Genomic DNA, 20,945 nt, shown 5'->3' with positions numbered 1-20,945 from the left:
CCGCCCGCACCGGCATCGGGAGAATGGGCGCGTGTCCACCCAGGAAGACGAGCAGCCGGGCCGCGTCGTCGGCGACCGGTACCGCCTCTCCGGGCAGCTCGGCGCAGGCGCGATGGGCACGGTCTGGTCGGGTTTCGACGAGGTGCTCCGCCGCCGCGTCGCGATCAAGGAGCTGAAGGTCCCGCGCGGCATCCCGGAGCGCGAGGCGCTCGGCATGCGCGAGCGGATGCTGCGCGAGGCGCGCGCGCTCGGCGGCCTGTCGCACCCGAACGTCATCACCGTGTTCGACGTCGTCGACGCGGAGGGCGAGCCCCTCGTCGTCCTCGAGATGGTCCCCAGCCGCAACCTCGCGACGCTGATCCAGGAGAACGGCAGGCTCTCGGCGGGCCAGTCGGCCGTGATCGGCTACGCCGTGGCCGCGGCGCTGCGGGCCGCCCACCGTGCGGGGATCACGCACCGGGACGTCAAGCCCGGGAACGTCCTCGTGGCGCACGACGGGCGGATCAAGCTCACGGACTTCGGCATCGCCCGCAACTCCTCGGACGCCCCGATGACCACGGCGGGCCTGGTCCTCGGCTCCCCCGCCTACATCGCCCCCGAGGTCGCCATGGGCAGCGCGGTCACCCCCGCGGCGGACCTCTGGGGCCTGGGCGCCACGCTCTACGCGGCCATCGAGGGCCGCCCGCCCTACGACGTCAAGGGCGACCCGGTCTCGACGATCACCGAGGTCGTGGACGGCGACGTGCCCCGCCCGCGGGACGCCGGGCCGGTGTCCGAGGTCATCGCGGCGCTGATGGTCAAGGAACCCGACCAGCGGATGCCGCTGGAGGAGGTCCGCCGCAGGCTCCGCCCCCTGCTCGACGACCCGGACGACCCGCTCTACCCCGGCTCGCCGGACGCGCCGACCTCGTACTCCCTGGTCGCGCCGCGCCCCGAGCCGGTGCCCGAGCCCCGGGTCGCGGCCTCGGGCCCGGTCTGGGAGCCCAGCGCGCGGATGCCCGCACGCGGCGCCCCGCTGGCCGCCACTCCCGGCCCGCTGCCCAGCGGCTCCTACGCGATGCCCGCGCGTCCCCCGGTGCACGTCGAGACGCCGGTGCGGCCCCGGCCCCCGCAGCCGGCCCCGGGCCTGCCCGCGCGCTGGGCCGTGCCGCTCGCCGTCGCCGGGGCCCTGCTGGTGCTGCTGGGCGCCGCGGGCGGCTACGCGGCCACCCGGTCAGTCGGCGGGCAGTCACCGCTGTCGACGGTCACCGTGACCACCGCGACGGACGCGACCACGCTGGTCAGCGAGGGGTGGACGATCGCGGTGCCCGCGGGCTGGGAGCGGGCGGACCGGGACGGGCTGGTGCGCTGGCTGAGCCCGGACTCCTCCGAGGAGCTGGCGCTGTGGCGCACCGGCACGGTCGAGGCCGTCGCGGCCGGCTTCACCGCCGAGCGGCTCGGGGTCGACACGGTCGTCCAGGGGGCGTCCGGGCCGGTCGTGGGCGGGCAGCCGGGCGCCGTCGAGACGCACTACACCTCGGTCCTCGGCGGCGTCTCCCGCTCGACCGTCGTCCGCACGATCCCGGTGCCCGACGGCGTGTGGGCCGTCGCGCTCACCGTGCCGACCCCGCACGCGGGCGGCCGGTCCGAGGCACTGGAGACCGCGGTGGCGAACAGTTTCACCGCTCCGAGCTGAGATCTGTGGACAACTCGGGCCTCCCGGGCCCGTTCTGATCTTCCCGGGGCGTCCCCGCCCTTAGTGTGACGGCCATGAGCAGCGATCTCGCACAGGAGGCCGCCGGGGCGTTGGCCCGGGCGACCGGGGTGGCCGCGCACGACGTGGCGGTGGTCCTCGGCTCGGGCTGGCGCCCGGCGGCGGAGGTCATCGGCGGCGATGCCGAGGTCCCGATGGACGCCCTGCCGGGGTTCGTCCCACCCACGGTGCAGGGGCACGGCGGCACGATCCGGTCGGTCACCGCGGGCGACCGGCGGGTTCTTGTGCTGCTGGGCCGCACCCACGCCTACGAGGGCCATCCGGTCGAGGCGGTGGTGCACGGGGTGCGCACGGCGGTCGCGGCGGGCTGTCGCACCGTGGTGCTCACGAACGCGGCGGGCGGCATCCGGGAGGGCATGTCCGTCGGGCAGCCGGTGCTGATCTCCGACCACCTGAACCTGCTCGCCCGCTCGCCGCTGGTCGGGCCGCGCTTCACCGACCTCACCGACCTGTACTCCCCGCGGCTGCGTGCGCTGGCGCGCGAGATCGACCCCTCGCTGGAGGAGGGGGTGTACGCGGGCCTGCCCGGCCCCCACTTCGAGACGCCCGCGGAGATCCGGATGCTGCGCGGGCTGGGCGCCGACCTGGTCGGCATGTCGACGGTGCTGGAGGCGATCGCGGCCCGGGCGGAGGGCGCGGCGGTGTTCGGGCTGTCGCTGGTCACCAACCTCGCCGCCGGGATGACCGGGGAGCCGCTGAACCACGAGGAGGTGCTGGAGGCCGGCCGGGCCTCGGCTCGGAGGATGGGCGAGCTGCTCCGCGACCTGGTGGCGCGAGTCTGATGGACCCCAGCCTGCGGGACCGCGCGCTGCGCTGGATCGCGGACGACCCGGATCCGGAGACCCGCGCCGAGCTCCAGGCGCTGGTGGCCGCGGGGATGACCGGTGGCGACACGGGCGCGTTGGCGGTGGCGATGGCGGGGCCGCTCACGTTCGGCACCGCCGGCCTGCGCGGGCCCGTGCGCGCCGGCCCCGCGGGGATGAACGTCGCGGTGGTGCGGCGGGCGACGGCGGGGTTGGCGGCGTGGTTACGGGCGCGGTGGACGGCCGGCGGGGCCGGCGGCGGGTCGAGCGTCGGCGCGGGCGCGGGGCCCGGGTCCGGCGGGGCCGGGGTCGGGGCGACTGGGCCGGTCGTGGTCGTCGGGCGGGACGCGCGGCACGGTTCGGAGGTGTTCGCCGCGGAGGCGGCCGGGGTGCTGGCGGCCGCGGGGTTCGCGGCCCACGTGCTGCCCGCACCCCTGCCCACGCCGCTGCTGGCCTTCGCGGTGCGCAGGTTGGGGGCGGTGGCCGGGATCCAGGTCACCGCCTCGCACAACCCCAAGGCGGACAACGGCTACAAGGTCTACCTGGAAGACGGCGCCCAGCTCGTCCCGCCCGCGGACGCCGAGATCGAGGCGGCGATCGCGGCCCAGCCCGCGGCGGTGTCGATCCCCGTCGGCGGCTCCACCGTCGAGTACGACCCGACCGAGGAGTACCTGGCCCGGGTCGCGTCGCTCGGCCGGGCCGGGGGTGAGCTGCGGCTCGCGCTCACCCCGCTGCACGGGGTGGGTGGGGCCCTGGCGGTGCAGGCGCTGTCGCGCAGCGGCTTCACGGACGTCCACGTGGTCCGCGAGCAGGCCGCGCCGGATCCGGACTTCCCCACGGTGGCGTTCCCGAACCCCGAGGAGCCGGGCGCCACCGACCTGCTGCTGGCCCTGGCCGACCGGGTGGGCGCCGACCTCGCGATCGCCCTGGATCCCGATGCGGACCGCTGCGCCCTCGCCGTCCCCACACCCGCGGGGTGGCGGCTGCTGACCGGGGACGAGACGGGGGTGCTGCTCGGCGACGCGATCCTGCGTGAGCGCCGCGGGCTGGTCGCCACCACGGTGGTCTCGTCGAGCATGCTGGCGCGCGTCGCGGCCGCCCACGGTGCCGGGTTCGCCGAGACGCTGACCGGGTTCAAGTGGATCGTCCGGGGCGGGCCCGGCCTCGTCTACGGGTACGAGGAGGCGATCGGCTACTGCGTGGACCCGGAGGCGGTGCGGGACAAGGACGGGATCTCCGCCGCGGTGGTCGCCGCGGGTGTCGCGGCCGAGCTGCGGGCGCAGGGCCGCACCCTGCTCGACCGGCTCGACGAGCTGTCCCGGGCGCACGGGGTCCATCGCACGGTGGGGATCTCCCGGCGGATGGAGCCCGCCGCCGGCGCAGCGGCCGTCGCCCGGCTGGTCGCCGACCCGCCCGCGGGCTGGGCGGCCGACCGCCCCGCGCCGGACGTGCTGCGGCTGCGGCGCGCGGGCGCGCGGGCGGTGGTGCGCCCGTCGGGGACGGAGCCCAAGCTGAAGATCTATCTGGAGGTGGTGGAGGACCCGACGGACGACCTGGCGGGCGCCCGGGCCCGCGCCGACACGCGGATGACCGCACTGCGGGAGGAGGTCGAGGCGCTCATCGGGTAGGACGGGTGGTGTGGCCACCCTCCTGATCGTCCACCACACGCCCTCCCCCGCCTGCCGGGAGCTGTTCGACGAGGTGCGGCGCGGGGCGTCGGACCCGGAGATCACCGGGGTGGAGGTGCGGGCGCGGGCGGCGCTGGCCGCCACGGCGTCGGACCTGCTGGCGGCGGACGCCGTCGTCCTCGGGACCCCGGCGAACATCGGCTACATGTCCGGTGCGCTGAAGCACTTCTTCGACACCGTGTTCTATCCGTGCGGGGAGGACACCCGCGGGCTGCCGTTCGGGGTGTACGTGCACGGCAACGAGGGCCTCGAGGGCGCGGTCCGGGCCGTCGACGCGATCACCGCGGGGATGGGGTGGACGCGCGTCGCGCCCACGGTGGAGGTGGTGGGCGCGCCGGACGCGGCCGCCCGCGAGGCCTGCTGGGAGCTGGGCGCCACGGTGGCGGCCGGGATCAGCGGCTGAGCGCGGCCCAGGGGTGAGCGGGACTCAGGACGACGAGGGCGCGAGCGGGGCCGCCCGGCGCGCGGCGAGCCAGCCGGAGATCTCCGTGGACCACATCGTGGCGATCTTGGCGTAGCCGCCCGCGTTGGCGTGGAGTGCGTCGGTGAAGTCCTTGCCGCCGAGCAGGTTCGAGGTGTCCACGAACTCGATCGACCGGCCCTGCGCGCGGTAGTCGGCGACGATCCCGGGGACCAGCCGGGCGAATTCGCCCCGGTCGGCGAGATGCGTGGGCAGCGCGGCCCAGATGCCGGCCACGATCACGTGGGTGCGGGGCGCACCTGCGAACACCTCGCCCAGCAGCCGGTCCAGCCGGGCGGCGGCGGTCGACCCGGAGGCACCGGTGTTCACGTCGTTCGTCCCCATGTGCAGCAGCACGACGTCCGGGTCGGCGGCGGCCACCCAGCCGCGGGCCCGCGGGATCATGCGTTCCAGGGTCCAGCCGGAGTGGCCCTCGTTGTCCGGGTCCGCCATGCCGGGGAAGCCGGTGTGCTGCGAGCCCACGTAGTCGACGCGGATCCCGTCCGCGGCGAGGTCGGTGTAGAGCGGGCCGCGGTACCCCGCGGTCGCCGGGCTGCCGAGGCCCACGGTGCTCGAGGCACCGAGCGGCATCACGCGCAGCGGCAGGCCCGCCGTGCCCAGGGCGCTCTGTCCGGTCGTGCGGACCGTGGGCGGGATCGTCTCGTCCGCGGGCGCCGCGACGAGCACCAGACCGGCGAGCACCAGACCCGCCAGCGGAACCCGGACGAGCCGCAGCCGGCCGAACCCGCGCATTCCCGCCTCCACCGCGACGGCGGGGCCCGAGCGGGTCCCGTCCTCCCGGTTGATCTGTCGGGGGGGCTCCGGCGTTACGTGCGGATCGTCACCGCTCCGTCACGCCGGCGTGTCCTGGGCGTGACACACCGATCGGCTCGGCTTGCCGGGCGGACCCGCCCGGTTCGGCGGTAGTGTCCGCCGCGTGCCACGGCCCAAGGTCCACGACGACGTGTTGCGCGCCAAGCTCCGCACCCGCGCGGGCGAGCTGCTCAGTGATCACGGCGTCGCCGGTCTGTCGCTGCGGACGCTGGCCGCGGACGTCGGCACCTCCACGACCGCGGTCTACGCGCTGTTCGGGGGCAAGCCGGGCCTGGTGAAGACCGTGGTGGACGACGCGTTCCGCCGGCTGCGGCACACCCTGGCCGACGTGCCGGAGAGCGCGGACCCGGTGGAGCGGCTCGTCGCGATCGCCGAGGCCTACCGGGCGGACGCCCTGCACGACCCCCACCTGTACGACGCCATGTTCGACCGCGAGCGGCTCGACGAGGAGTCCCGCGCCCTGCAGGAGGAGGCGCTGGAGCCGCTCGTCTCCGCCGTGGCGGCGGCGCGGGACGCCAAGGCCCTGCGGGACGACGCGGACGCGGGCACCGTGGCCCTGGGCCTGTGGTCCGCCCTGCACGGGCTCGTGTCGATCCAGCTGCACGCGCACACCCCGACGGACATCGACGACCCGGCCGACGGGTCGCCCGAGGTGCTTCGCGCCGTCGTCGACGGCTGGCGGGCCTGACCCACCCGTCAGACGGCGCCGAACTGGCGGTCCCCCGCGTCGCCGAGCCCGGGGACGATGTAGGCGGAGTCGTTGAGGCGCTCGTCGATCGAGCCGGTGACCAGTCGCACCGGCAGACCGCTGTCCGCCAGCGCCCGCACGCCCTCGGGCGCGGCGAGGACACAGACGGCCGTGACGTCGTCCGCGCCGCGGGCGGTGAGCAGCTCGACGGTGTGCACCATCGAGCCCCCGGTCGCCAGCATCGGGTCGAGCACGAACACCGGCCTGCCCACGAGTGTCGGGGGCAGCGACTCCATGTACGGCGTCGGGAGGTGGGTCTCCTCGTCCCGGGCCATGCCGACGAACCCGACCTGCGCCTCCGGCAGCAGGCTCTGCGCGGCGTCGACCATGCCGAGGCCCGCGCGCAGCACCGGGACCAGGATCGGCGGGTTCGCCAGCCGGTGCCCCTCGGTGCGCGCGACGGGGGTGTGGATCGGGAACGTCGCCGTCCCGAAGCCCCGGGTGGCCTCCACGACCAGGAGCAGGGTCAGGTCACGCAACGCGGCACGGAAGGCGGCGTTGTCCGTGCGGGCGTCCCGCATGGTCGTGAGTCGGGCGAGGGCCAGCGGGTGCTCGACGACGCGGACGTCCATGACCGGGAACCGTAGCGAGCCCACCGGTGGTGGAGATGAACGGCCAACGATCGTGGTCGAACGGTCACTCTGCGTCTCCGAACGGTGGTTCCCGTACTGCCGCAAGGGGTCCCCCGTACCCCGGTCGCGCAGGTCGGCCCGCACACGGTGCGCACACGAGACACCAAGATCGACATCGTCCCCCGGTGATCGGTCACGATGCGTGCTCGCCCGGCGACGATGACACCAGTGATCATCCCGAATCCTCGCGCTGCGTCCCGAGCCCGGGACCCACGGTGACCACAGGGAGATTTCTTCGCACCCGAACGGGTGGTCTGGCACGAACACTGTCACGCCGGACCCGCCTCCGACGCTGTACTAGGTGACAAGGAGGTGATCCGGTGCCGGAGAACACGACCTCGGAGGAGCAGACCCTGGTGGCTGCCGCCGAGAAGCTCACCCAGTGCGACGGGTACGTGGTGCTCGCCGTCGACCCGCAGACCGGGGAGGTGGACGCGCACGGCCCGTTCGACGGGCTGACCGCGACCGTGAAGGCCGACCAGCTGCGTCGGGACTTCGACCGTGGTGGTCTGGAGGACGTCACCGTGGGCGTCGTCCGCCTGCACAGCTCCACCTGATCCACCGCCGGCGCCGGGCCCCACCGAGCCCTCCGCCGGCAGCCGGACCCCGCACGCTCCCCGATCGGCTCCCCCGAGGGCCCCGGGGTCACACTCCCCGCGTGCGGAGCCGGCCGCAGCAGGACCAGCCCGCACCGGTCCGCGTCCCGCGGTGGGGACGCGACCGGTGGGCCGTGCACCCGGGCGGCGGAGCGATCAGCCGCCCCTCAGCAACGGCCGCTAGTCTCGCGCCGTGGCCAGTGACATCGTCCCCATCCAGCTCTCCCTCACCGAGGGGGACCTCGTCACGCTCTGGGCGCCGCGGTGGCGCGAGGACGGTGAGGACTGGGAGGCGTTCCTCGGCGACGAGGACGCGTTGTTCGGCTTCCCCGAGGTCGCGCAGCTGGCCGCGTTCGTGCGCACCGCGCCCGAGCACGACCTGGTCGACCACCCCGCCTGGTCCGAGGTCCCGAGCCTGACGGTCGCCGAGCTCACCCCCGAGGAGAGCCGCCGGTTCGACATCATCGGCGTGCCCGAGCTGGTCGCCGAGGAGCCGGACACCTGGACCATCGGCGAGCTCTCCGAGATCGTGGCGATCGTGCGCTCGCTGGCGGACGTCTGCGATCTCGAGCTCGTCGACCGGATCCTCGACTCCACCCCCGGCTTCTCGCTGCTGGACCAGGGCACCCTGCCGTTCAGCGGCCGGGAGGGCGCGCGGCTGTGGATGCAGCTCGCCCAGACCGTGGCCGACCGGTGGGACGAGGTCGTCGACGCGCTCGACGAGATGGTCGCCACCCCCGCGGTCGACGCGGCGGCGCTCGCCAGGGCCGAGCAGGAGGCCGCCGAGCTCGCCGCCCGCCTGGCGGAGGCCGAGGAGGGGCTCACCGACCCCGAGGACATCGAGGCGGCGGACGAGGAGGCCATCGACGACCAGGTGGCCGAGGACGAGGCCGAGCTCGCGCCCACGGGCTTCTGGGAGGACATCGGCATCGACCCGATCCGGGTCACCACGACCACCGGCTCGATGGTCACCCTGCGCTGCTACCTGGACGACAAGCCCGTCTTCCTCGGCTCGGACGGCCGGATCGACGCGTTCGACTCCGAGCGCGCGCTGGCCCGCTGGCTGGCCGACGGCGGCAAGGACGACAACGACCTCGTCGCCGCCTCGACCTGGCAGGACGTGCTCGACAAGGCCGCCGTCGGCGAGCTGACCGTGACCGTGGACCCGATGAACGACTACGTCCTCGTCGGGATCGACGAGGACATCGCCGAGGGCACCCTCGAGGTCGATCCGACGCAGCTGGAGCTGGCCACGGAGCTGGTGCTGGACGTCGCGGAGTGGGCGGGCGACCCGGCTCCCGCCGAGGCGCTGGCCGAGTCGCAGAGCCTCGGCTGGCTCGTCTCGTTCATCATCCGGCCGAACCCGACCCGGCTGGCCCCGAGCCCGCCGTTCACCGCGGAGGCCGCGCGCTGGCGCGACCTCGCCCAGGCGACGGAGGCCCGCTTCCGGTCCCCCGCCTGACCCGGCGGGCGCGCGGTCGCTATCGGGAGCGGGCGGCCAGCAGGGCGAGCTGGGTGCGGTTCTGCAGGTCCAGCTTCGTCAGGGCGCTGCTGACGTAGCCCTTGACCGTCGCCTCCGTCAGGTGCAGGCGCTGCCCCACCTCGGCGTTGGTGCAGCCCTCCGCCAGGAGGAACGCGACCTCGCGCTCGCGGGCCGACAGGACCGCGAGCCGGTCGTCCGCGGGCGGGCCCGCCAACCCGCCGACCGTGGCGCGGGAGAACACCGCGTGCCCCTGCGCGGCGACCCGCACGAGGTCCGCGAGCTCGGTGGGCGGCGTGGACTTGAGCAGGTACCCCGCGGCCCCGGCCTGCAGGGCGCGGCGGACGTGGGCGTCCGCGGCGAAGGTCGTCAGCACGACGACCGTGGGCGGGTCGGCCATCGCCGCGATCCGTGCCGTGGCGGCGATCCCGTCCACCCCGGGCATCCGCAGGTCCATGAGCACGACGTCCGGGGCGTGCCGCACGACCAGCTCGACGGCCTCGGCGCCGTCCCCGGCGGTCGCCACGACGTCGAGCCCCGCGGCGTCGAGGATCGTGGTGAGGTGGGCGCAGACCATCGGCTCGTCGTCCACCACGAGGACGGTCACCATGCCGCCCGCACCTCGAAGCCCCCGTCGGTGGTCGGGCCCGCGTGGAAGGTCCCGCCCGCCACCTCGACGCGTTCCCGCAGCCCCCGCAGTCCCACGCCGCTGCCGGACCCGGCCAGCTCGGGGTCCGGGTCCGCCGCGCCGTTGACCACCGCCACCCCGCGATCGTCCACGGTGATCCACACGTCCGCACCACGGGCGTGCTTGTGCGCGTTCGTCAGGGCCTCCTGGACGACCCGGTGCAGCGTCCGCCCCCGCGGCCCGGTGGGCAGCTCGCCCTCGAGGTGCACCGTCATGCCGGCGGCCGCGGAGGCCTCGACCAGCGCGCACAGGTCCGGGGCAGGCGCGTCCGGGCCGACCCGCGGCGAGGGCCCCTCGGGCACCGACAGCACCCGGACCAGGCCGCGCAGCTCGTCGAGCGCCTGCATGCCGGTCTCGCGCAGCGTGCGGGCGCGCTCGTCGCCGGTCACCTCCATGGCCCCGGCCTGCAGGACCATCAGGGTGATCCGGTGGGAGACGACGTCGTGCATCTCGGCGGCCAGCCGCGCCCGCTCCTCGGCGCGGGCCTGCTCGGCCAGCAGGTGCTGCTCGCGGTCGGTGCGCTCGGCGCGTTCGACCAGGTCCGCCATGATCCGCCTGCGCGCGGCGACGTAGCGGCCCGCCAGCGCGGGCACGGCGGTGGCGAGCAGGCCCAACGGGACGGAGTCCCAGCCCGGGTCCCAGACCCGCACCGCGAACAGGGTCAGCGCCGCGACCAGGATCCAGGTCGCGCGCCGGTCCCGGACCTGGACCAGCACGAAGATCGCCGCGGTGGTCGGGGCGAGCAGCATCGCACCGCCGTTCACGACGACGGTCGGCACGAACGTCTCCGGCGCGACGACCGCCGCGACCGACCCGGCCGTCAGGAAGGCCAGGACGGCGTAGGGGGCGCGCAGCACGACCAGCAGCGCGAGGTCGGCCGCGAGCTGCAGGGCGAGGCCCGCCCACGGGCCGAGCGCCCCGGTCGTCCGGCCGCCGAGCAGGGCCGCGAGCACGTCGAGCGCGACGAACAGGGCCGTCAGGCCGATCAGCATGCCCGCCGCGCGGCGGTCCGGGAACATGCCCCGAGACTAGGACTCGGGAGGCGCCGGGCACCGCCCACCGAGGGCGGGTGGGGACCCTACTTTCGTCGGGTCGGCTCCCCGCTCTCGACGCCGGCGGCGCGGGCCCGCCGCCCCGTCTCCTGGTGCCATGATCTCTCCACCCGCGAGTCCGGAGCGCAGCCGCGCCGGCGCCGCCCCATTCGCCACCGCCCCCGTCCTGTTCCTCGGCGCCGCCGCGACCCTGGTCCTGGTGCTCGCCTCGCGCAGCCCCCTGTTCTTCGACGAGCAGTACTTCCTGGCCGCGGGCCGCCTGCACCTCGCGTGGGGCTACATGGACCAGCCGCCGCTGGTCCCCGCGCTCGCCGCGCTGTCCGGGTCCTGGCTGCGGGTGCCGGCGGCGGTGGGCGGCGGGCTCACCGTGGTCCTCGCCGGGGCGATCGCCCGCGAGCTGGGCGGGGGACGGTCCGCGCAGGTCCTGGCCGCCGCGGCGACCGCCTGCTCCGGGGTGCTGCTGATGAGCCACTGGCTCGCCACCTACTCCCTCGACCCGCTCTTCTGGACGGCGATCGTGTGGCTCGTCGCGCGGCGGCTGCGGACCGGCGACGACCGGCTGCTCCTCGCCGCGGGTGTGGTCACGGGGCTGTCGCTGAACACCAAGTTCCTGGTCCCGGTGCTGTGGGTCGCGATCCTGGCGGGCGCGCCCGCCCTGCTGAGGGTCCGCGCGGTGTGGGCGGGGCTGGGGATCGCGGCGCTGATGACAGTCCCCACGCTGGTCTGGCAGGCGCGGCACGGCTGGCCGTACCTCGAGATGGCGGCCGTGGTGCGGCGGGAGTCGGAGGCGCCGCTCGCGTTCGCGTTCACCGGCCTCGCCCTGTTCGGGCTGGTCGGGCTGGTGTTGCTGGCGGTGGGGATCGTCCGTGGCCCGTGGTGGCTGCGGATCGTCGTGGTGCTGGTGCCGGTCGCGATCGTGCTGGCCGGTGGCCGCGCGTACTACCTCCTGGAGATCGTGCCGACCGCGATCGCGCTGGGCGCGGCCCGCTTCACCGGCGGACGGGTGCGGTGGGTCCTCGCGGGCGCCGGGCTCGCGGCGACGGCGGCGGGCCTGGCCGTGCTGTTGCCCCTGCCCGGCTCACCCGGCCTGATGGCGGCGGGCGAGGGGACGATGCAGCCCGCGGCGGACGTCGTCCGGCAGCAGTGGCGGGGCGAGCCGGTGGTGGCCCAGATCTACCCGCTGGCCGCCGCGATCGACCTGGAGGGCATCCCGGCCTACAGCGGCCACCGCGGCTACGGCTACTTCACCCCGCCCGGCGACGGGAGCGACGACGCGCTCTGGATCGGCGTCGACCCGATGCCGCAGTCCTTCCGGGACGGGTTCACCACCTGCACCGAGATCCCGGCCGACGGCCTCCACCTGCAGCGCTGCACCGGCCGCACCGCCCCCTGGCCCGCCCTGCTCACCCCGGTCTCGTGAGTGGCGGCCGGGGGAGGTGGTGAGTGGCAATAGTCGCCATGGCGACTATTGCCACTCACGGGTGAGGCGGTCGTACCCGGGCTTGATGATCTCGTCGATGATCGAGAGCCTGCGGTCGAAGTGGACGAACGCGCTCTTCATGGCGTTCGTGGTGAGCCAGCGCAAGTCCGCCCAGCCCCAGTCGAACGTCTCGACCAGCGCGGTCATCTCCGACGTCATGCTGCAGCCGGACATCAGCCGGTTGTCCGTGTTCACCGTGACCCGGAACCGCAGGTCGCGGAGCAGGCCGATGGGGTGCTCGGCGAGGCTGGTCGCCGCGCCGGTGTGGACGTTGGACGTCGGGCACATCTCGAGCGGGATCCGCATGTCCCGCACCCAGGCGGCGAGGCGGCCGAGCTGGGGGACGCCGTCCCGCATCACGATGTCGTCCACGATCCGGACGCCGTGCCCCAGCCGGTCCGCCCCGCAGATCTGCAGCGCCTCCCAGATCGACGGCAGCCCGAACGCCTCGCCCGCGTGGATCGTGACGTGCGCGTTCTGCTGCCGGACGAACTCGAACGCGTCGAGGTGGCGGGTGGGCGGGAAGCCCTTCTCGGCGCCCGCGATGTCGAACCCGACCACGCCCTCGTCCCGGTAGCGCACGGCCAGCTCGGCGATCTCCCGGGACCGGGCCTGGTGGCGCATCGCGGTGAGCAGGCACCGCACGGTGATCGACGGCGGCCCGGCGGCGAAGCCCTCCAGGACGGCCTGCACGACGGCGTCGAGGTCCAGTCCGAGCTCCACGTGCAGCTCGGGGGCGAACCGGATCTCCGCGTACACCACGCCGTCCGCCGCCAGGTCCTCCGCGGCCTCCCGCGCGACGCGGGTCAGCGCCTCGCGGGTCTGCATGACCGCGACCGTGTGCCCGAAGGTCTCCAGGTAGCGGACCAGGGAGCCGGAGTGGGCGGCGCCGAGGAACCAGCCCGCCAGCTCCTCGGGGTCGCGGCTGGGCAGCGCGTCGTAGCCGACGGCGTCCGCCAGGTCGATCACGGTGCCCGCGCGCAGGCCCCCGTCGAGATGGTCGTGGAGGAGGACCTTGGGGGCCCGGCGGATGTTCTCCGGCGTCAGAGCGGCCATCGGCGCACGCTATACCTGCACTGATCGGGGCAAACAGCCACCCGGATGGCCTAATGGTGACGCGCTGTCGAGGGGAAATGTGGGGGTCGCTACCCTCAGTGCAGCGTTCCCCGCTCCCCCATCCGCGTCACAGGAAGCAACACACCCTATGAGCGATCAGTCTTCGATGTCGTTCGACCGGATGCGCGGCATGCTCATGCGCGCGGCCGAGATCCGCGACAGCGAGCAGCAGCAGGTGTTCGACTCCCTCGATGAGATCCACGCCCGGCTCTCCGCGCTCGACGCGCTGGGCACGGTCCGCAAGCGCCTCACCGAGCTGCCCGACCGCACCGAGGTCGGTGTGCTCGCCGAGCGCCTCGACGAGACCGTCGCCAAGGTGGACGCGCAGGACGCGGTCCTGGCCACCCTGCTGCGGGCCGTCGAGTCGCTGCCGGACAAGCTCGCCAAGCCGTTCGCCCAGCTGGACGGCAGGCTCGACGGCATGGGTGGGCGCCTCGAGGGCGTCTCCGGCCGGATGGACGGCCTGGACGACCGCCTCGGCGGCCTCCACAAGCGACTCGACGACCTGGACAACCGCCTCGACCGCCACGAGATGCGGCTCGACGCGATGCCGAACGCCGTCGCCACGCCGATCCGCGAGCGGATCGAGGGTGTGGAGAAGACGGTGCGCGAGCAGCTCGACGGCGCCGTCCGCTCCGTCGAGGAGAACAACGAGGGCGTGCGGAACCTGCTGGGCGACACCAGCGTCGGCCTGCACCGCAGGCTGGAGGACCTGGCCGGGCGGCCCGCCGTCGACCCGACCGAGGCGCTCGACTCGCTCGCCGAGCGGCTGGAGATCCTCGCGGGCAGGCTCGAGGCCGTCGCGAACCGGGTGGACTCGGTGGAGACCCAGCTGGTCGACAAGCTGGACAACCGGCTCACCGAGGTGGACGGCAAGCTCGGCGACCTGGACTCGGTGCTGCGCGCCCGTCCGGACGAGAGCTCGCTGACCGCACTGGTCGTCAAGGCGAACGAGGACTCCGAGCGCCGCAACGCGGGCCAGCTGGACGAGGCGATGGCCACGTTCGCCGAGCTCATCCTCGGCCGGGGCAACGGCGGTGGCGCCGCCACCCCGCCGCCCCCGCCCCGCCCGGCGCAGCGCCGCAGCACCCGCAGCCGCGCCGCGGTGAAGGCGAGCTCGAACGGCCACAGCACCACGACGGTGGACGACGACCCGGACGACTGAGCCCCTCCCGCCCTGCGCGAACGGCGCTCTCGCTCACCCCTGGTGAGCGGGAGCGCCGTTCGCGCATTCCGGGGCGGTACCGCTCCCGGATGCCGGGTCAGAAGGGGAGGCGGCGCCAGAGCGGGTCGAGCTCCCGGACCTTCAGCAGCCTCATGACCAGCAGCATGATCGGGCCCGCCACCGCGAGCGCGAGCAGCAGGACCAGCCAGGCCGCGCTCGCCGACGTCCCGGTCCAGCCCTCGACGACCGTCCCCACCGCCCACGCGACCCCGCCGCCGACCAGCGAGGCCAGCACGGTGCGCCACAGGGTGGCGAGGACCTCGCGGGTGCGGACGTGGCCCAGCCTGCGCGCGATCACGACCTGCCCGATCACCGCCCCGACGACGTAGGACAGGCTGTTCGCCGCGACCAGCCCCAGCACCACGTCCTGCGGCGCCAACAACACCGGGCACAGCAGGAGCAGCGGGATCTTCACCGCGACGATGCCCACCATGATCAGCGTGGGGGTGCGGCTGTCGGTCATCGCGTAGAACACGCGCAGCTGCAGCAGGGTGATCGCGTACGGCAGCAGCCCGAACGCCGACCAGGCCAGCGCGGTGCCGAGCTTGGCCGCGCCGCCGCCCGCGTTGCCCGCGCCCAGGGAGAACAACGCGAGACCGATCTCGGTGCCGAAGAAGGTCAGCAGCGCCGAGATCGGCACCAGGAACACGGTGCTCAGCCGAGAGCCCAACGACAGGTCGGCGACGACGGCGTCGTACCGGTTCTCCGCCGCCGCCCGGCTCATCCGCGGCATCAGCGCGGTCAGCAGGGACACGCCGAGCACCCCGTAGGGCACCTGGAGGAGGAGCCAGGCGTTCGAGTAGATCGCGTACGCGCCGGGGTCCGCCCCCGTCGCGACCCGGGTGGTGACGATGAGCCCCGCCTGCCCCACCAGCACGTACGCCACGACCCACAGCGCCAGCCCGCCGGCCGACGACAGCCGCGGGTCCCAGCCCCACAGCGGCTTGAGCGACACCCCGGCCCGCTTGATCGCCGGCAGCAGGATCAGCGCCTGCATCGCGATGCCCAGCGTGGTCCCGACGCCCAGGACCAGCAGCTTCGCGTCCCCCATCCGCACCGGGTCGAGGCTGATCTCCCCCGGCACCAGCACGTAGACGACGAGCACGCCGAACATCACCACGTTGTTCAGCACCGGCGCCCACGCGAACGCCGCGAACCTGCCCTTGCTGTTGAGGATCGCGCCGAACAGCGCCCCGATCCCGTAGAAGAAGATCTCGGGCAGCAGCAGGACGGCGAACGCCGTGGTCAGCTCGGGGTTCGCCGACTCGGTGGTGGCGCTGCCCATGTAGAGGGAGACCAGGGGGCCTGCGGCGAGCACCGCCAGGAGCGTCGCGACGAGCAGGGCGCAGCCCGCCATGGTGACCAGGCGACGGGTGTAGGCCTCGCCGCCGTCGGGATCCTCCTTCTGGGCCCGGACCAGCAGCGGGATCATCACGCTGGTCAGGACGCCGCCGATGAGGAACTCGTAGACGATGTTGGGCAGCGTGTTCGCGATCGTGTACGAGCTGTTGACCAGGCCGAAGGACAGCACCGCGGCCAGCGCGATCTGCCTCAGGAACCCGGTGACCCGGCTCGCGAGGTTCGCGACGGCCATCATCCCGCTCGACCGCAGCAGCGACGGCCCCTTCGGCTGCTCCTGCTGCCGCTGCGGGACGGGCGCGCTGAAGTCCGCGGTGACCGGCTCGATGACGACGGTCGGCAGGTCGAGCGGCGCCATCAGGCGGGTGGGGTCGTCGTAGTTCGCGCCGGGTACCCGCTGCCAGGGCGGCGGGACCGGGCGACGGACGGGTCCGCGGCTCACCGCGCCACCGGGCGGCGGCCGGTACCCGGGCGGCGGCGGGCCCGGGGGTCGGGCGCCGGGCGGCGGTCCGGGTCGGGCGCCCCACGGCCGAGGGCCCTGCGGATCCGGGCCGGGCCCCTGCGGGGGGCGCTGCGGTGGGGTGTGTCGGGGGTCGACGGGCGGCGGGCCCGGGGACGGCACACGCGGATCGGGGCCGCCCCAGGACGGCGGCGCGGCCGGGCCCCGGGAGCGCGAGCGCGGGTCCGGCCCCGCCGGGCCGCCGCGGGAGCGGCTCCACCCCGACCGGGAACGCGGGTCCGCGCCGGGGACGCCCGGTGCGCCACTGCCCGGGTGGCGTGCCTCGGACGGTCCCCCGGGCGGCCCTTCGCGCTGCCCCTCACGCTGCCCCTCGCGCGGCCCCGCGGCGCCCCGCGGACGGTCGTCGGCACCGTCGGGACGCGGTCCGGACGGCGCGTCGGGAGTCCGGTGGTCGCGCATCCCACCCATGGTGCCGCACGGGTCCACCGGCCGCCGCCAGGGCCTCCCGGCGCGCCGGTGCGGACCGCACCCGATCGGGGACGGCGCCGCCCCGCACAATGCGGGTGTGGACGAGACGAGCGTCGTCGTGGACGCGACCCCCGACGAGGTGTGGGACCTGGTGTCCGACCCCACCCGGATCGGCGAGTGGAGCCCGGAGTGCACCGGCGGTGCCTGGACGACGCCCGGGCCCGCGGTGGGCGCCCGGTTCGTCGGGCACAACCGGTACGGCCGGATCCGGTGGAGCACGCACTGCCGCGTCACCGAGTGCGTTCCCGGCGAGCGGTTCACCTTCACGGTCCTCGAGAGTGCGATGAACTGGGGTTATCGGATGGAGCCCGAGGACGGCGGTACCCGGCTCACCCAGTGGCGCGAGCGGCGCGGCGGCGTCGTGGCTCCGCTCGCCAAGGCCTTCGCCGCCACCGGGCTGCTCGGCCGGGACCGCGAGGCGATGATGGTCGACGGCATGCGCCGCACCCTGGAGGGCATGCGCGCGACCCTCGAACGGGCCTAGTGCCCCGTGCGAGAGGGTTGGTGCCGGAATCGGTGGTCCAGCCGCTCGCGGGCAAGGCCGCCGGTCCGCAGGCCGTACCGGGCGTACCGCGCGGGCCGGCAACGCCGCCCGCGTGTGGCTGGGCCGCCGAGTTCGGTGCCGAACCTTGTCGCACGGGGCACTAGATTCCACCCTGTGCGGGTGGGGGCGGCGGTCGCCGCGGCCGTGGTGGTGCTCGCCCTGGTGTCTCCAGGGACCGCCCGGGCCGCCGGGGTGTGTCTCGGACACGAGGCCCCGGCGGGGCCGCCCGCGCGGGAGGAGGTCGTCGCCGTCCCGCCGCTGCCGGTCCCGGCCGAGCCGGTCGGCGGCCCCGCGCTGGGCGGTTGCGGGGACGTCCTCCCGGAGGGCGCGTCCCCGCCGCCCCCCGTGTCCGCCGCGGGCTGGGTCGTGGCCGACCTCGACTCCGGCGCCGTCCTCGCCGCGCACGATCCGCACGGCAGGCAACGGCCCGCCTCGACGCTGAAGATCCTCACCACGCTCGTCGTGCGCGAGCGGCTCGATCCCGACGCGGAGGTGGTCGCCGTCCCCGAGGACGTCGCGGTGGACGGCAGCCGCGCCGGGATCGGCCCCGGCGGGCACTACACCGTGCGGCAGCTCCTGGCGGGCCTGCTGCTCAACTCCGGCAACGACACCGCGGCGGCGCTGGCACGCACCCTGGGCGGGACCGACGCCACCCTCGCGGCGATGCAGGCCCGCGCCGAGGCCGCCGGGGCCCTCGACACCCGCCCCGCCACGCCGTCCGGGCTCGACGGCCCCGGCATGTCCACCTCGGCCTACGACCTCGCGCTGCTCTTCCGGATCGCCCTGCGCGACCCGCTGGTCCTGCAGACCCTGCAGACCCGGACCCTCCCCGTTCCCCGGCTTCGCCGACAAGCCCGGCTTCCTGCTGTCCAACGACGACCCGCTGCCGCGCGCCTACCCGGGCGCGCTGGCGGGCAAGACCGGCTTCACCGACGCGGCCCGGCACACCTTCGTCGGCGCGGCCGAGCGGGACGGCCGACGCCTGGTCGTCGCCCTGGTGCGCGGGGAGCAGCAGCCCGTGCGGATGGTCGGGCAGGCCGCCGCGCTGCTCGACTACGGTTTCGCCCTCCCGGCGACCACGCCCGTCGGCACCCTGGTCGACGCCCGCCCCGCGCCGCCGACGCCGCCCGCGCCGGCCGCCGCGGCGCCGGAACAGCCGACACCGGGACGCACCGACTTCCCGATCTGGCTCGCGACCGCCGCCGCCGTCCTCGCCCTGGGCGTCGCAGCGACCGCAGTCCTCCGCCGCCGCCGCTGAACCCCCGAGTCGGACGTCAGCGGCGGCGGAAGGCCCGGACGCCGAGGAGGCCGCCCAGGGCCGCGCCCGCCCCGACCAGGCCGGCCGCCGCGGCCGGGCTGGGCCCGCTGCGCACGATGACCTCGGGCCGGATGACCGCGGGAGCCGGGACGTCGACCGGCTCGTCCTGCTCGTTCTCCTTCGCCGTGGCCGCCCAGGCGGTGACGAAGAGGATGAAGCGCGACATGAAGAACGCGAACACCATCAGACCGATGATCGGGCCGAACGCCGCGCCCGCGGGCGAGCTGGTCACCGACGACAGGTAGATCTGCATGACCTGCTTGAGCACCTCGAACCCGATGGCGCCGATGATCGCCGCCCGCACCGCGCTGCGCGCCGCGACGGGCGCGCGCGGCAGCCGCGCGATCACCCACATGAAGACCAGCCAGTTCGCCGCCAACCCCAGGAGCACGGCGAACACGGCGAGCAGGAACCGGGCCCACCCCTGGTCACCCAGCCCGACGAGGTCGAGCAGCAGCGCGCCGAACGCGTTCCCCGCCGCGGACACGGCGAAGGACACGATCATGGCCAGCCCGAGGCCGATCAGCGCGAGCAGGTCGAACACCGTCTTCTTCACGACGTTCGGGGTCTCCGGCGGCTGCGCCCACTGCTCGGACAGCGCCTCGCGCAGGTTCCCCATCCACCCGATGCCGGAGTAGAGCGCGCCGACCAGGCCGAACGCGCCGACCGCGCCCGCCGAGCTGATCGCCTGCTCGATGACCTGGTTGATCGTGTCGCCGAGCTGCCCCGGGACCTGCGCGGTGATGCCGGCCTGGATCTGCGCGAGCAGGTCCGGCTGGCTGCGCAGGATGAACCCGGCGATGGCGAAGGCCACCATCAGGATCGGGACGAGCGCCAGCACCGAGAAGTAGGTGATGGCGGCGGCGTAGTGGTCCCCGTGCCGGTCGGTGTAGCGCTCCCCCGCCCGGACCAGGTGGTCCAGCCAGGGGTAGCGCTCCCGGGCCTTCTCCATGGCGGTCGGTTCGGCAGGCTCGTCCGCCATGGCGCACACCCCTCAGGTCGACTTGGGCAGGAACCCGATCTTCTCGTGAACGAGCGCCAACGTCTCGCCGGCGACCTCACCCGCTCGGGTGGCGCCGCGGGCGAGCACCCGGTCGAGCTCGGCGGGGTCGTCCATCAGACCCTGTACCCGTTCCCGCAGCGGCTCAACGAACGCGACGACGACGTCCGCCAAGTCCTTCTTCAGGTCACCGTAGCCCTTGCCCTCGTAGTCGGCCTCGAGCTCGGTGATCTTCCGGTCGCTGAGCGCCGAGTAGATGGTCAGCAGGTTCGCGACGCCGGGCTTGTGCTCCGGGTCGTACCGGATCTCCCGCTCGTTGTCCGTGACGGCCGAGCGGAACTTCTTCGCGATCCGCTTCGGGTCCTCCAGCAGCTCCACGATCCCGCCGGGCGCGGACGCCGACTTGCTCATCTTCACCGTCGGGTCCTGCAGGTCCTGGATCTTCGCCGCGCCCGGGGGGATGAACGGCTCCGGCACCCGGAAGGTCTGGCCGAAGCGCTGGTTGAAGCGCTGGGCGAGGTTGCGGGTCAGCTCCAGGTGCTGGCGCTGGTCCTCGCCCACGGGCACCCGGTGCGCCTGGTAGAGCAGGATGTCCGCGGCCATCAGGTCCGGGTAGGTGAACAGGCCGACCGACGCCCGGTCGGCGCCCTGCCTGGCCGACTTGTCCTTGAACTGCGTCATCCGTGAGGCCTCGCCGAACCCCGTGTAGCACTGCAGGATCCAGGCCAGCTCGGAGTGCTGGGGCAGGTGCGACTGCACGAAGATCGTGCAGCGCTCCGGGTCCAGCCCCAGCGCGATGAGCTGCGCGACGGCGTTGCGGGTGCGGGCCGCGAGCGTCTTCGGGTCATGGTCGACGGTGATCGCGTGCAGGTCGGGCACGAAGTAGAACGCGTCGTGGTCCTCCTGCAGCGCCACCCACTGCCGCACCGCGCCCAGGTAGTTGCCCAGGTGGAACGAGTCGGCGGTCGGCTGGATCCCGGACAGCACCCGGGGCCGCGAGGGGACGCTCATGCCCTCAGTCTCTCAACCCGCGGCGACGGATATACGGGGGCCGGACGATGGGTCTGCCTACACGTGCAACCGACCCCTTTGGACCATCCGCGACCAGCGGAGATGCACGCTCCGCGATCGTTGATGCAACTGTCTTCACCCTCGGGGACCGGGCCCGCCGGCCAACAATG

General features: G+C 74.7%; 19 protein-coding genes and 1 pseudogene. 12 read left to right on the top strand and 8 right to left on the bottom strand.

Annotated elements, in window-relative coordinates; all coding sequences use genetic code 11:
* Positions 1–31 precede the first annotated feature (31 nt).
* The 4 genes from BLS43_RS30430 (at position 32) to BLS43_RS04940 (ending at position 4,647) form a co-directional block, all read left to right on the top strand.
* Positions 32–1,675 carry a serine/threonine-protein kinase gene (locus BLS43_RS30430; RefSeq protein ID WP_245707293.1) on the top strand — a complete coding sequence of 548 codons (1,644 nt, stop codon included), beginning with the start codon at positions 32–34 and terminating at the stop codon, positions 1,673–1,675.
* Positions 1,676–1,749: 74 nt separating this feature from the next.
* Positions 1,750–2,535: a purine-nucleoside phosphorylase gene (locus tag BLS43_RS04950; protein ID WP_093077508.1), complete on the top strand. Its 786-nt coding sequence runs from the start codon at positions 1,750–1,752 to the stop codon at positions 2,533–2,535.
* The gene (locus BLS43_RS04945) at positions 2,535–4,184 is read left to right on the top strand and encodes a phospho-sugar mutase (protein WP_093077299.1); all 1,650 of its coding nucleotides are present in this window, start codon (positions 2,535–2,537) and stop codon (positions 4,182–4,184) included. Before BLS43_RS04950 ends, BLS43_RS04945 begins: the two co-directional genes overlap by 1 nt.
* A 10-nt stretch (positions 4,185–4,194) precedes the next feature.
* On the top strand, positions 4,195–4,647 hold the full coding sequence (locus BLS43_RS04940; RefSeq protein WP_093077296.1) for a flavodoxin family protein: 453 nt from the start codon (positions 4,195–4,197) through the stop codon (positions 4,645–4,647).
* A gap of 24 nt (positions 4,648–4,671) precedes the next feature.
* Here BLS43_RS04940 and BLS43_RS04935 read toward each other — a convergent pair whose 3' ends face one another.
* Positions 4,672–5,457 carry an SGNH/GDSL hydrolase family protein gene (locus tag BLS43_RS04935; protein WP_093077293.1) on the bottom strand — a complete coding sequence of 262 codons (786 nt, stop codon included), beginning with the start codon at positions 5,455–5,457 and terminating at the stop codon, positions 4,672–4,674.
* Between the two features lie 184 nt (positions 5,458–5,641).
* On the opposite strand from BLS43_RS04935, the gene BLS43_RS04930 reads away from it, so the two are divergent.
* Positions 5,642–6,226 (top strand): TetR/AcrR family transcriptional regulator, encoded by a 585-nt coding sequence (locus BLS43_RS04930; protein WP_176921165.1) that lies wholly within the window; start codon positions 5,642–5,644, stop codon positions 6,224–6,226.
* Positions 6,227–6,234: 8 nt separating this feature from the next.
* On the opposite strand, the gene upp is transcribed toward BLS43_RS04930, so the two are convergent.
* A complete protein-coding gene (gene upp / locus BLS43_RS04925; RefSeq protein ID WP_093077505.1) occupies positions 6,235–6,858 on the bottom strand; it encodes a uracil phosphoribosyltransferase in 624 nt (207 codons plus the stop codon).
* Positions 6,859–7,238: 380 nt separating this feature from the next.
* Between upp and BLS43_RS04920 the strand changes: the two genes are divergently transcribed.
* Both BLS43_RS04920 and BLS43_RS04915 read left to right on the top strand, forming a co-directional pair.
* On the top strand, positions 7,239–7,475 hold the full coding sequence (locus tag BLS43_RS04920; protein ID WP_093077288.1) for a hypothetical protein: 237 nt from the start codon (positions 7,239–7,241) through the stop codon (positions 7,473–7,475).
* A 232-nt stretch (positions 7,476–7,707) separates the two neighbouring features.
* Positions 7,708–8,976: a primosomal protein gene (locus tag BLS43_RS04915; protein ID WP_093077285.1), complete on the top strand. Its 1,269-nt coding sequence runs from the start codon at positions 7,708–7,710 to the stop codon at positions 8,974–8,976.
* A 19-nt stretch (positions 8,977–8,995) separates the two neighbouring features.
* On the opposite strand, the gene BLS43_RS04910 is transcribed toward BLS43_RS04915, so the two are convergent.
* Both BLS43_RS04910 and BLS43_RS04905 read right to left on the bottom strand, forming a co-directional pair.
* Positions 8,996–9,604: a response regulator transcription factor gene (locus BLS43_RS04910; RefSeq protein WP_093077282.1), complete on the bottom strand. Its 609-nt coding sequence runs from the start codon at positions 9,602–9,604 to the stop codon at positions 8,996–8,998.
* Positions 9,598–10,701 (bottom strand): sensor histidine kinase, encoded by a 1,104-nt coding sequence (locus tag BLS43_RS04905; protein ID WP_093077279.1) that lies wholly within the window; start codon positions 10,699–10,701, stop codon positions 9,598–9,600. The genes BLS43_RS04910 and BLS43_RS04905 overlap by 7 nt, the downstream gene beginning before the upstream one ends.
* A 130-nt stretch (positions 10,702–10,831) precedes the next feature.
* Between BLS43_RS04905 and BLS43_RS04900 the strand changes: the two genes are divergently transcribed.
* Complete coding sequence (locus tag BLS43_RS04900) at positions 10,832–12,154, top strand: ArnT family glycosyltransferase (RefSeq protein WP_093077276.1); 1,323 nt, start codon at positions 10,832–10,834, stop codon at positions 12,152–12,154.
* A gap of 45 nt (positions 12,155–12,199) precedes the next feature.
* Here BLS43_RS04900 and BLS43_RS04895 read toward each other — a convergent pair whose 3' ends face one another.
* Entirely contained in the window at positions 12,200–13,270 is a 1,071-nt protein-coding gene (locus BLS43_RS04895; protein ID WP_093077273.1) for an adenosine deaminase, read from the bottom strand.
* A gap of 148 nt (positions 13,271–13,418) precedes the next feature.
* Here BLS43_RS04895 and BLS43_RS04890 point away from each other — a divergent pair, with 148 nt between their 5' ends.
* Entirely contained in the window at positions 13,419–14,495 is a 1,077-nt protein-coding gene (locus BLS43_RS04890) for a PA containing protein (protein WP_093077270.1), read from the top strand.
* 97 nt (positions 14,496–14,592) lie between these two features.
* Here BLS43_RS04890 and murJ read toward each other — a convergent pair whose 3' ends face one another.
* Positions 14,593–16,356, bottom strand: a complete 1,764-nt coding sequence (gene murJ / locus BLS43_RS04885) for a murein biosynthesis integral membrane protein MurJ (RefSeq protein ID WP_281245810.1) — start codon at positions 16,354–16,356, stop codon at positions 14,593–14,595.
* Between the two features lie 583 nt (positions 16,357–16,939).
* Between murJ and BLS43_RS04880 the strand changes: the two genes are divergently transcribed.
* The 3 genes and pseudogenes from BLS43_RS04880 (at position 16,940) to BLS43_RS30895 (ending at position 18,704) form a co-directional block, all read left to right on the top strand.
* Positions 16,940–17,386 carry an SRPBCC family protein gene (locus tag BLS43_RS04880; RefSeq protein WP_093077502.1) on the top strand — a complete coding sequence of 149 codons (447 nt, stop codon included), beginning with the start codon at positions 16,940–16,942 and terminating at the stop codon, positions 17,384–17,386.
* Positions 17,387–17,392: 6 nt separating this feature from the next.
* A pseudogene (locus tag BLS43_RS31845) lies at positions 17,393–18,202 on the top strand (D-alanyl-D-alanine carboxypeptidase family protein); the annotation flags it as partial.
* A 241-nt stretch (positions 18,203–18,443) separates the two neighbouring features.
* Positions 18,444–18,704, top strand: coding sequence for a hypothetical protein (locus BLS43_RS30895; protein WP_245707305.1), 261 nt, complete (start codon positions 18,444–18,446; stop codon positions 18,702–18,704).
* A gap of 16 nt (positions 18,705–18,720) precedes the next feature.
* On the opposite strand, the gene yhjD is transcribed toward BLS43_RS30895, so the two are convergent.
* Together yhjD and trpS are read right to left on the bottom strand one after the other, a co-directional pair.
* Positions 18,721–19,746: an inner membrane protein YhjD gene (gene yhjD / locus BLS43_RS04870; RefSeq protein WP_093077264.1), complete on the bottom strand. Its 1,026-nt coding sequence runs from the start codon at positions 19,744–19,746 to the stop codon at positions 18,721–18,723.
* Positions 19,747–19,758: 12 nt separating this feature from the next.
* Positions 19,759–20,775 carry a tryptophan--tRNA ligase gene (gene trpS, locus BLS43_RS04865; RefSeq protein WP_093077261.1) on the bottom strand — a complete coding sequence of 339 codons (1,017 nt, stop codon included), beginning with the start codon at positions 20,773–20,775 and terminating at the stop codon, positions 19,759–19,761.
* Between the last annotated feature and the right edge of the window lie 170 nt (positions 20,776–20,945).

The organism is Pseudonocardia oroxyli (genome assembly GCF_900102195.1).
GTDB lineage: Bacteria > Actinomycetota > Actinomycetes > Mycobacteriales > Pseudonocardiaceae > Pseudonocardia > Pseudonocardia oroxyli.
This window is presented reverse-complemented; position numbering and strand designations above follow the sequence as displayed.

What these genes read in the sequence shown, in the direction of transcription:
- BLS43_RS04950 (WP_093077508.1), top strand. Translation starts at nt 1,750, where the DNA reads ATGAGCAGCGATCTCGCACAGGAGGCCGCCGGGGCGTTGGCCCGGGCG.
- BLS43_RS04945 (WP_093077299.1), top strand. Translation starts at nt 2,535, where the DNA reads ATGGACCCCAGCCTGCGGGACCGCGCGCTGCGCTGGATCGCGGACGAC.
- BLS43_RS04935 (WP_093077293.1), bottom strand. Translation starts at nt 5,457, where the DNA reads ATGCGCGGGTTCGGCCGGCTGCGGCTCGTCCGGGTTCCGCTGGCGGGT.
- upp (WP_093077505.1), bottom strand. Translation starts at nt 6,858, where the DNA reads ATGGACGTCCGCGTCGTCGAGCACCCGCTGGCCCTCGCCCGACTCACG.
- BLS43_RS04910 (WP_093077282.1), bottom strand. Translation starts at nt 9,604, where the DNA reads ATGGTGACCGTCCTCGTGGTGGACGACGAGCCGATGGTCTGCGCCCAC.
- BLS43_RS04905 (WP_093077279.1), bottom strand. Translation starts at nt 10,701, where the DNA reads ATGTTCCCGGACCGCCGCGCGGCGGGCATGCTGATCGGCCTGACGGCC.
- BLS43_RS04900 (WP_093077276.1), top strand. Translation starts at nt 10,832, where the DNA reads ATGATCTCTCCACCCGCGAGTCCGGAGCGCAGCCGCGCCGGCGCCGCC.
- BLS43_RS04895 (WP_093077273.1), bottom strand. Translation starts at nt 13,270, where the DNA reads ATGGCCGCTCTGACGCCGGAGAACATCCGCCGGGCCCCCAAGGTCCTC.
- BLS43_RS04890 (WP_093077270.1), top strand. Translation starts at nt 13,419, where the DNA reads ATGAGCGATCAGTCTTCGATGTCGTTCGACCGGATGCGCGGCATGCTC.
- yhjD (WP_093077264.1), bottom strand. Translation starts at nt 19,746, where the DNA reads ATGGCGGACGAGCCTGCCGAACCGACCGCCATGGAGAAGGCCCGGGAG.
- trpS (WP_093077261.1), bottom strand. Translation starts at nt 20,775, where the DNA reads ATGAGCGTCCCCTCGCGGCCCCGGGTGCTGTCCGGGATCCAGCCGACC.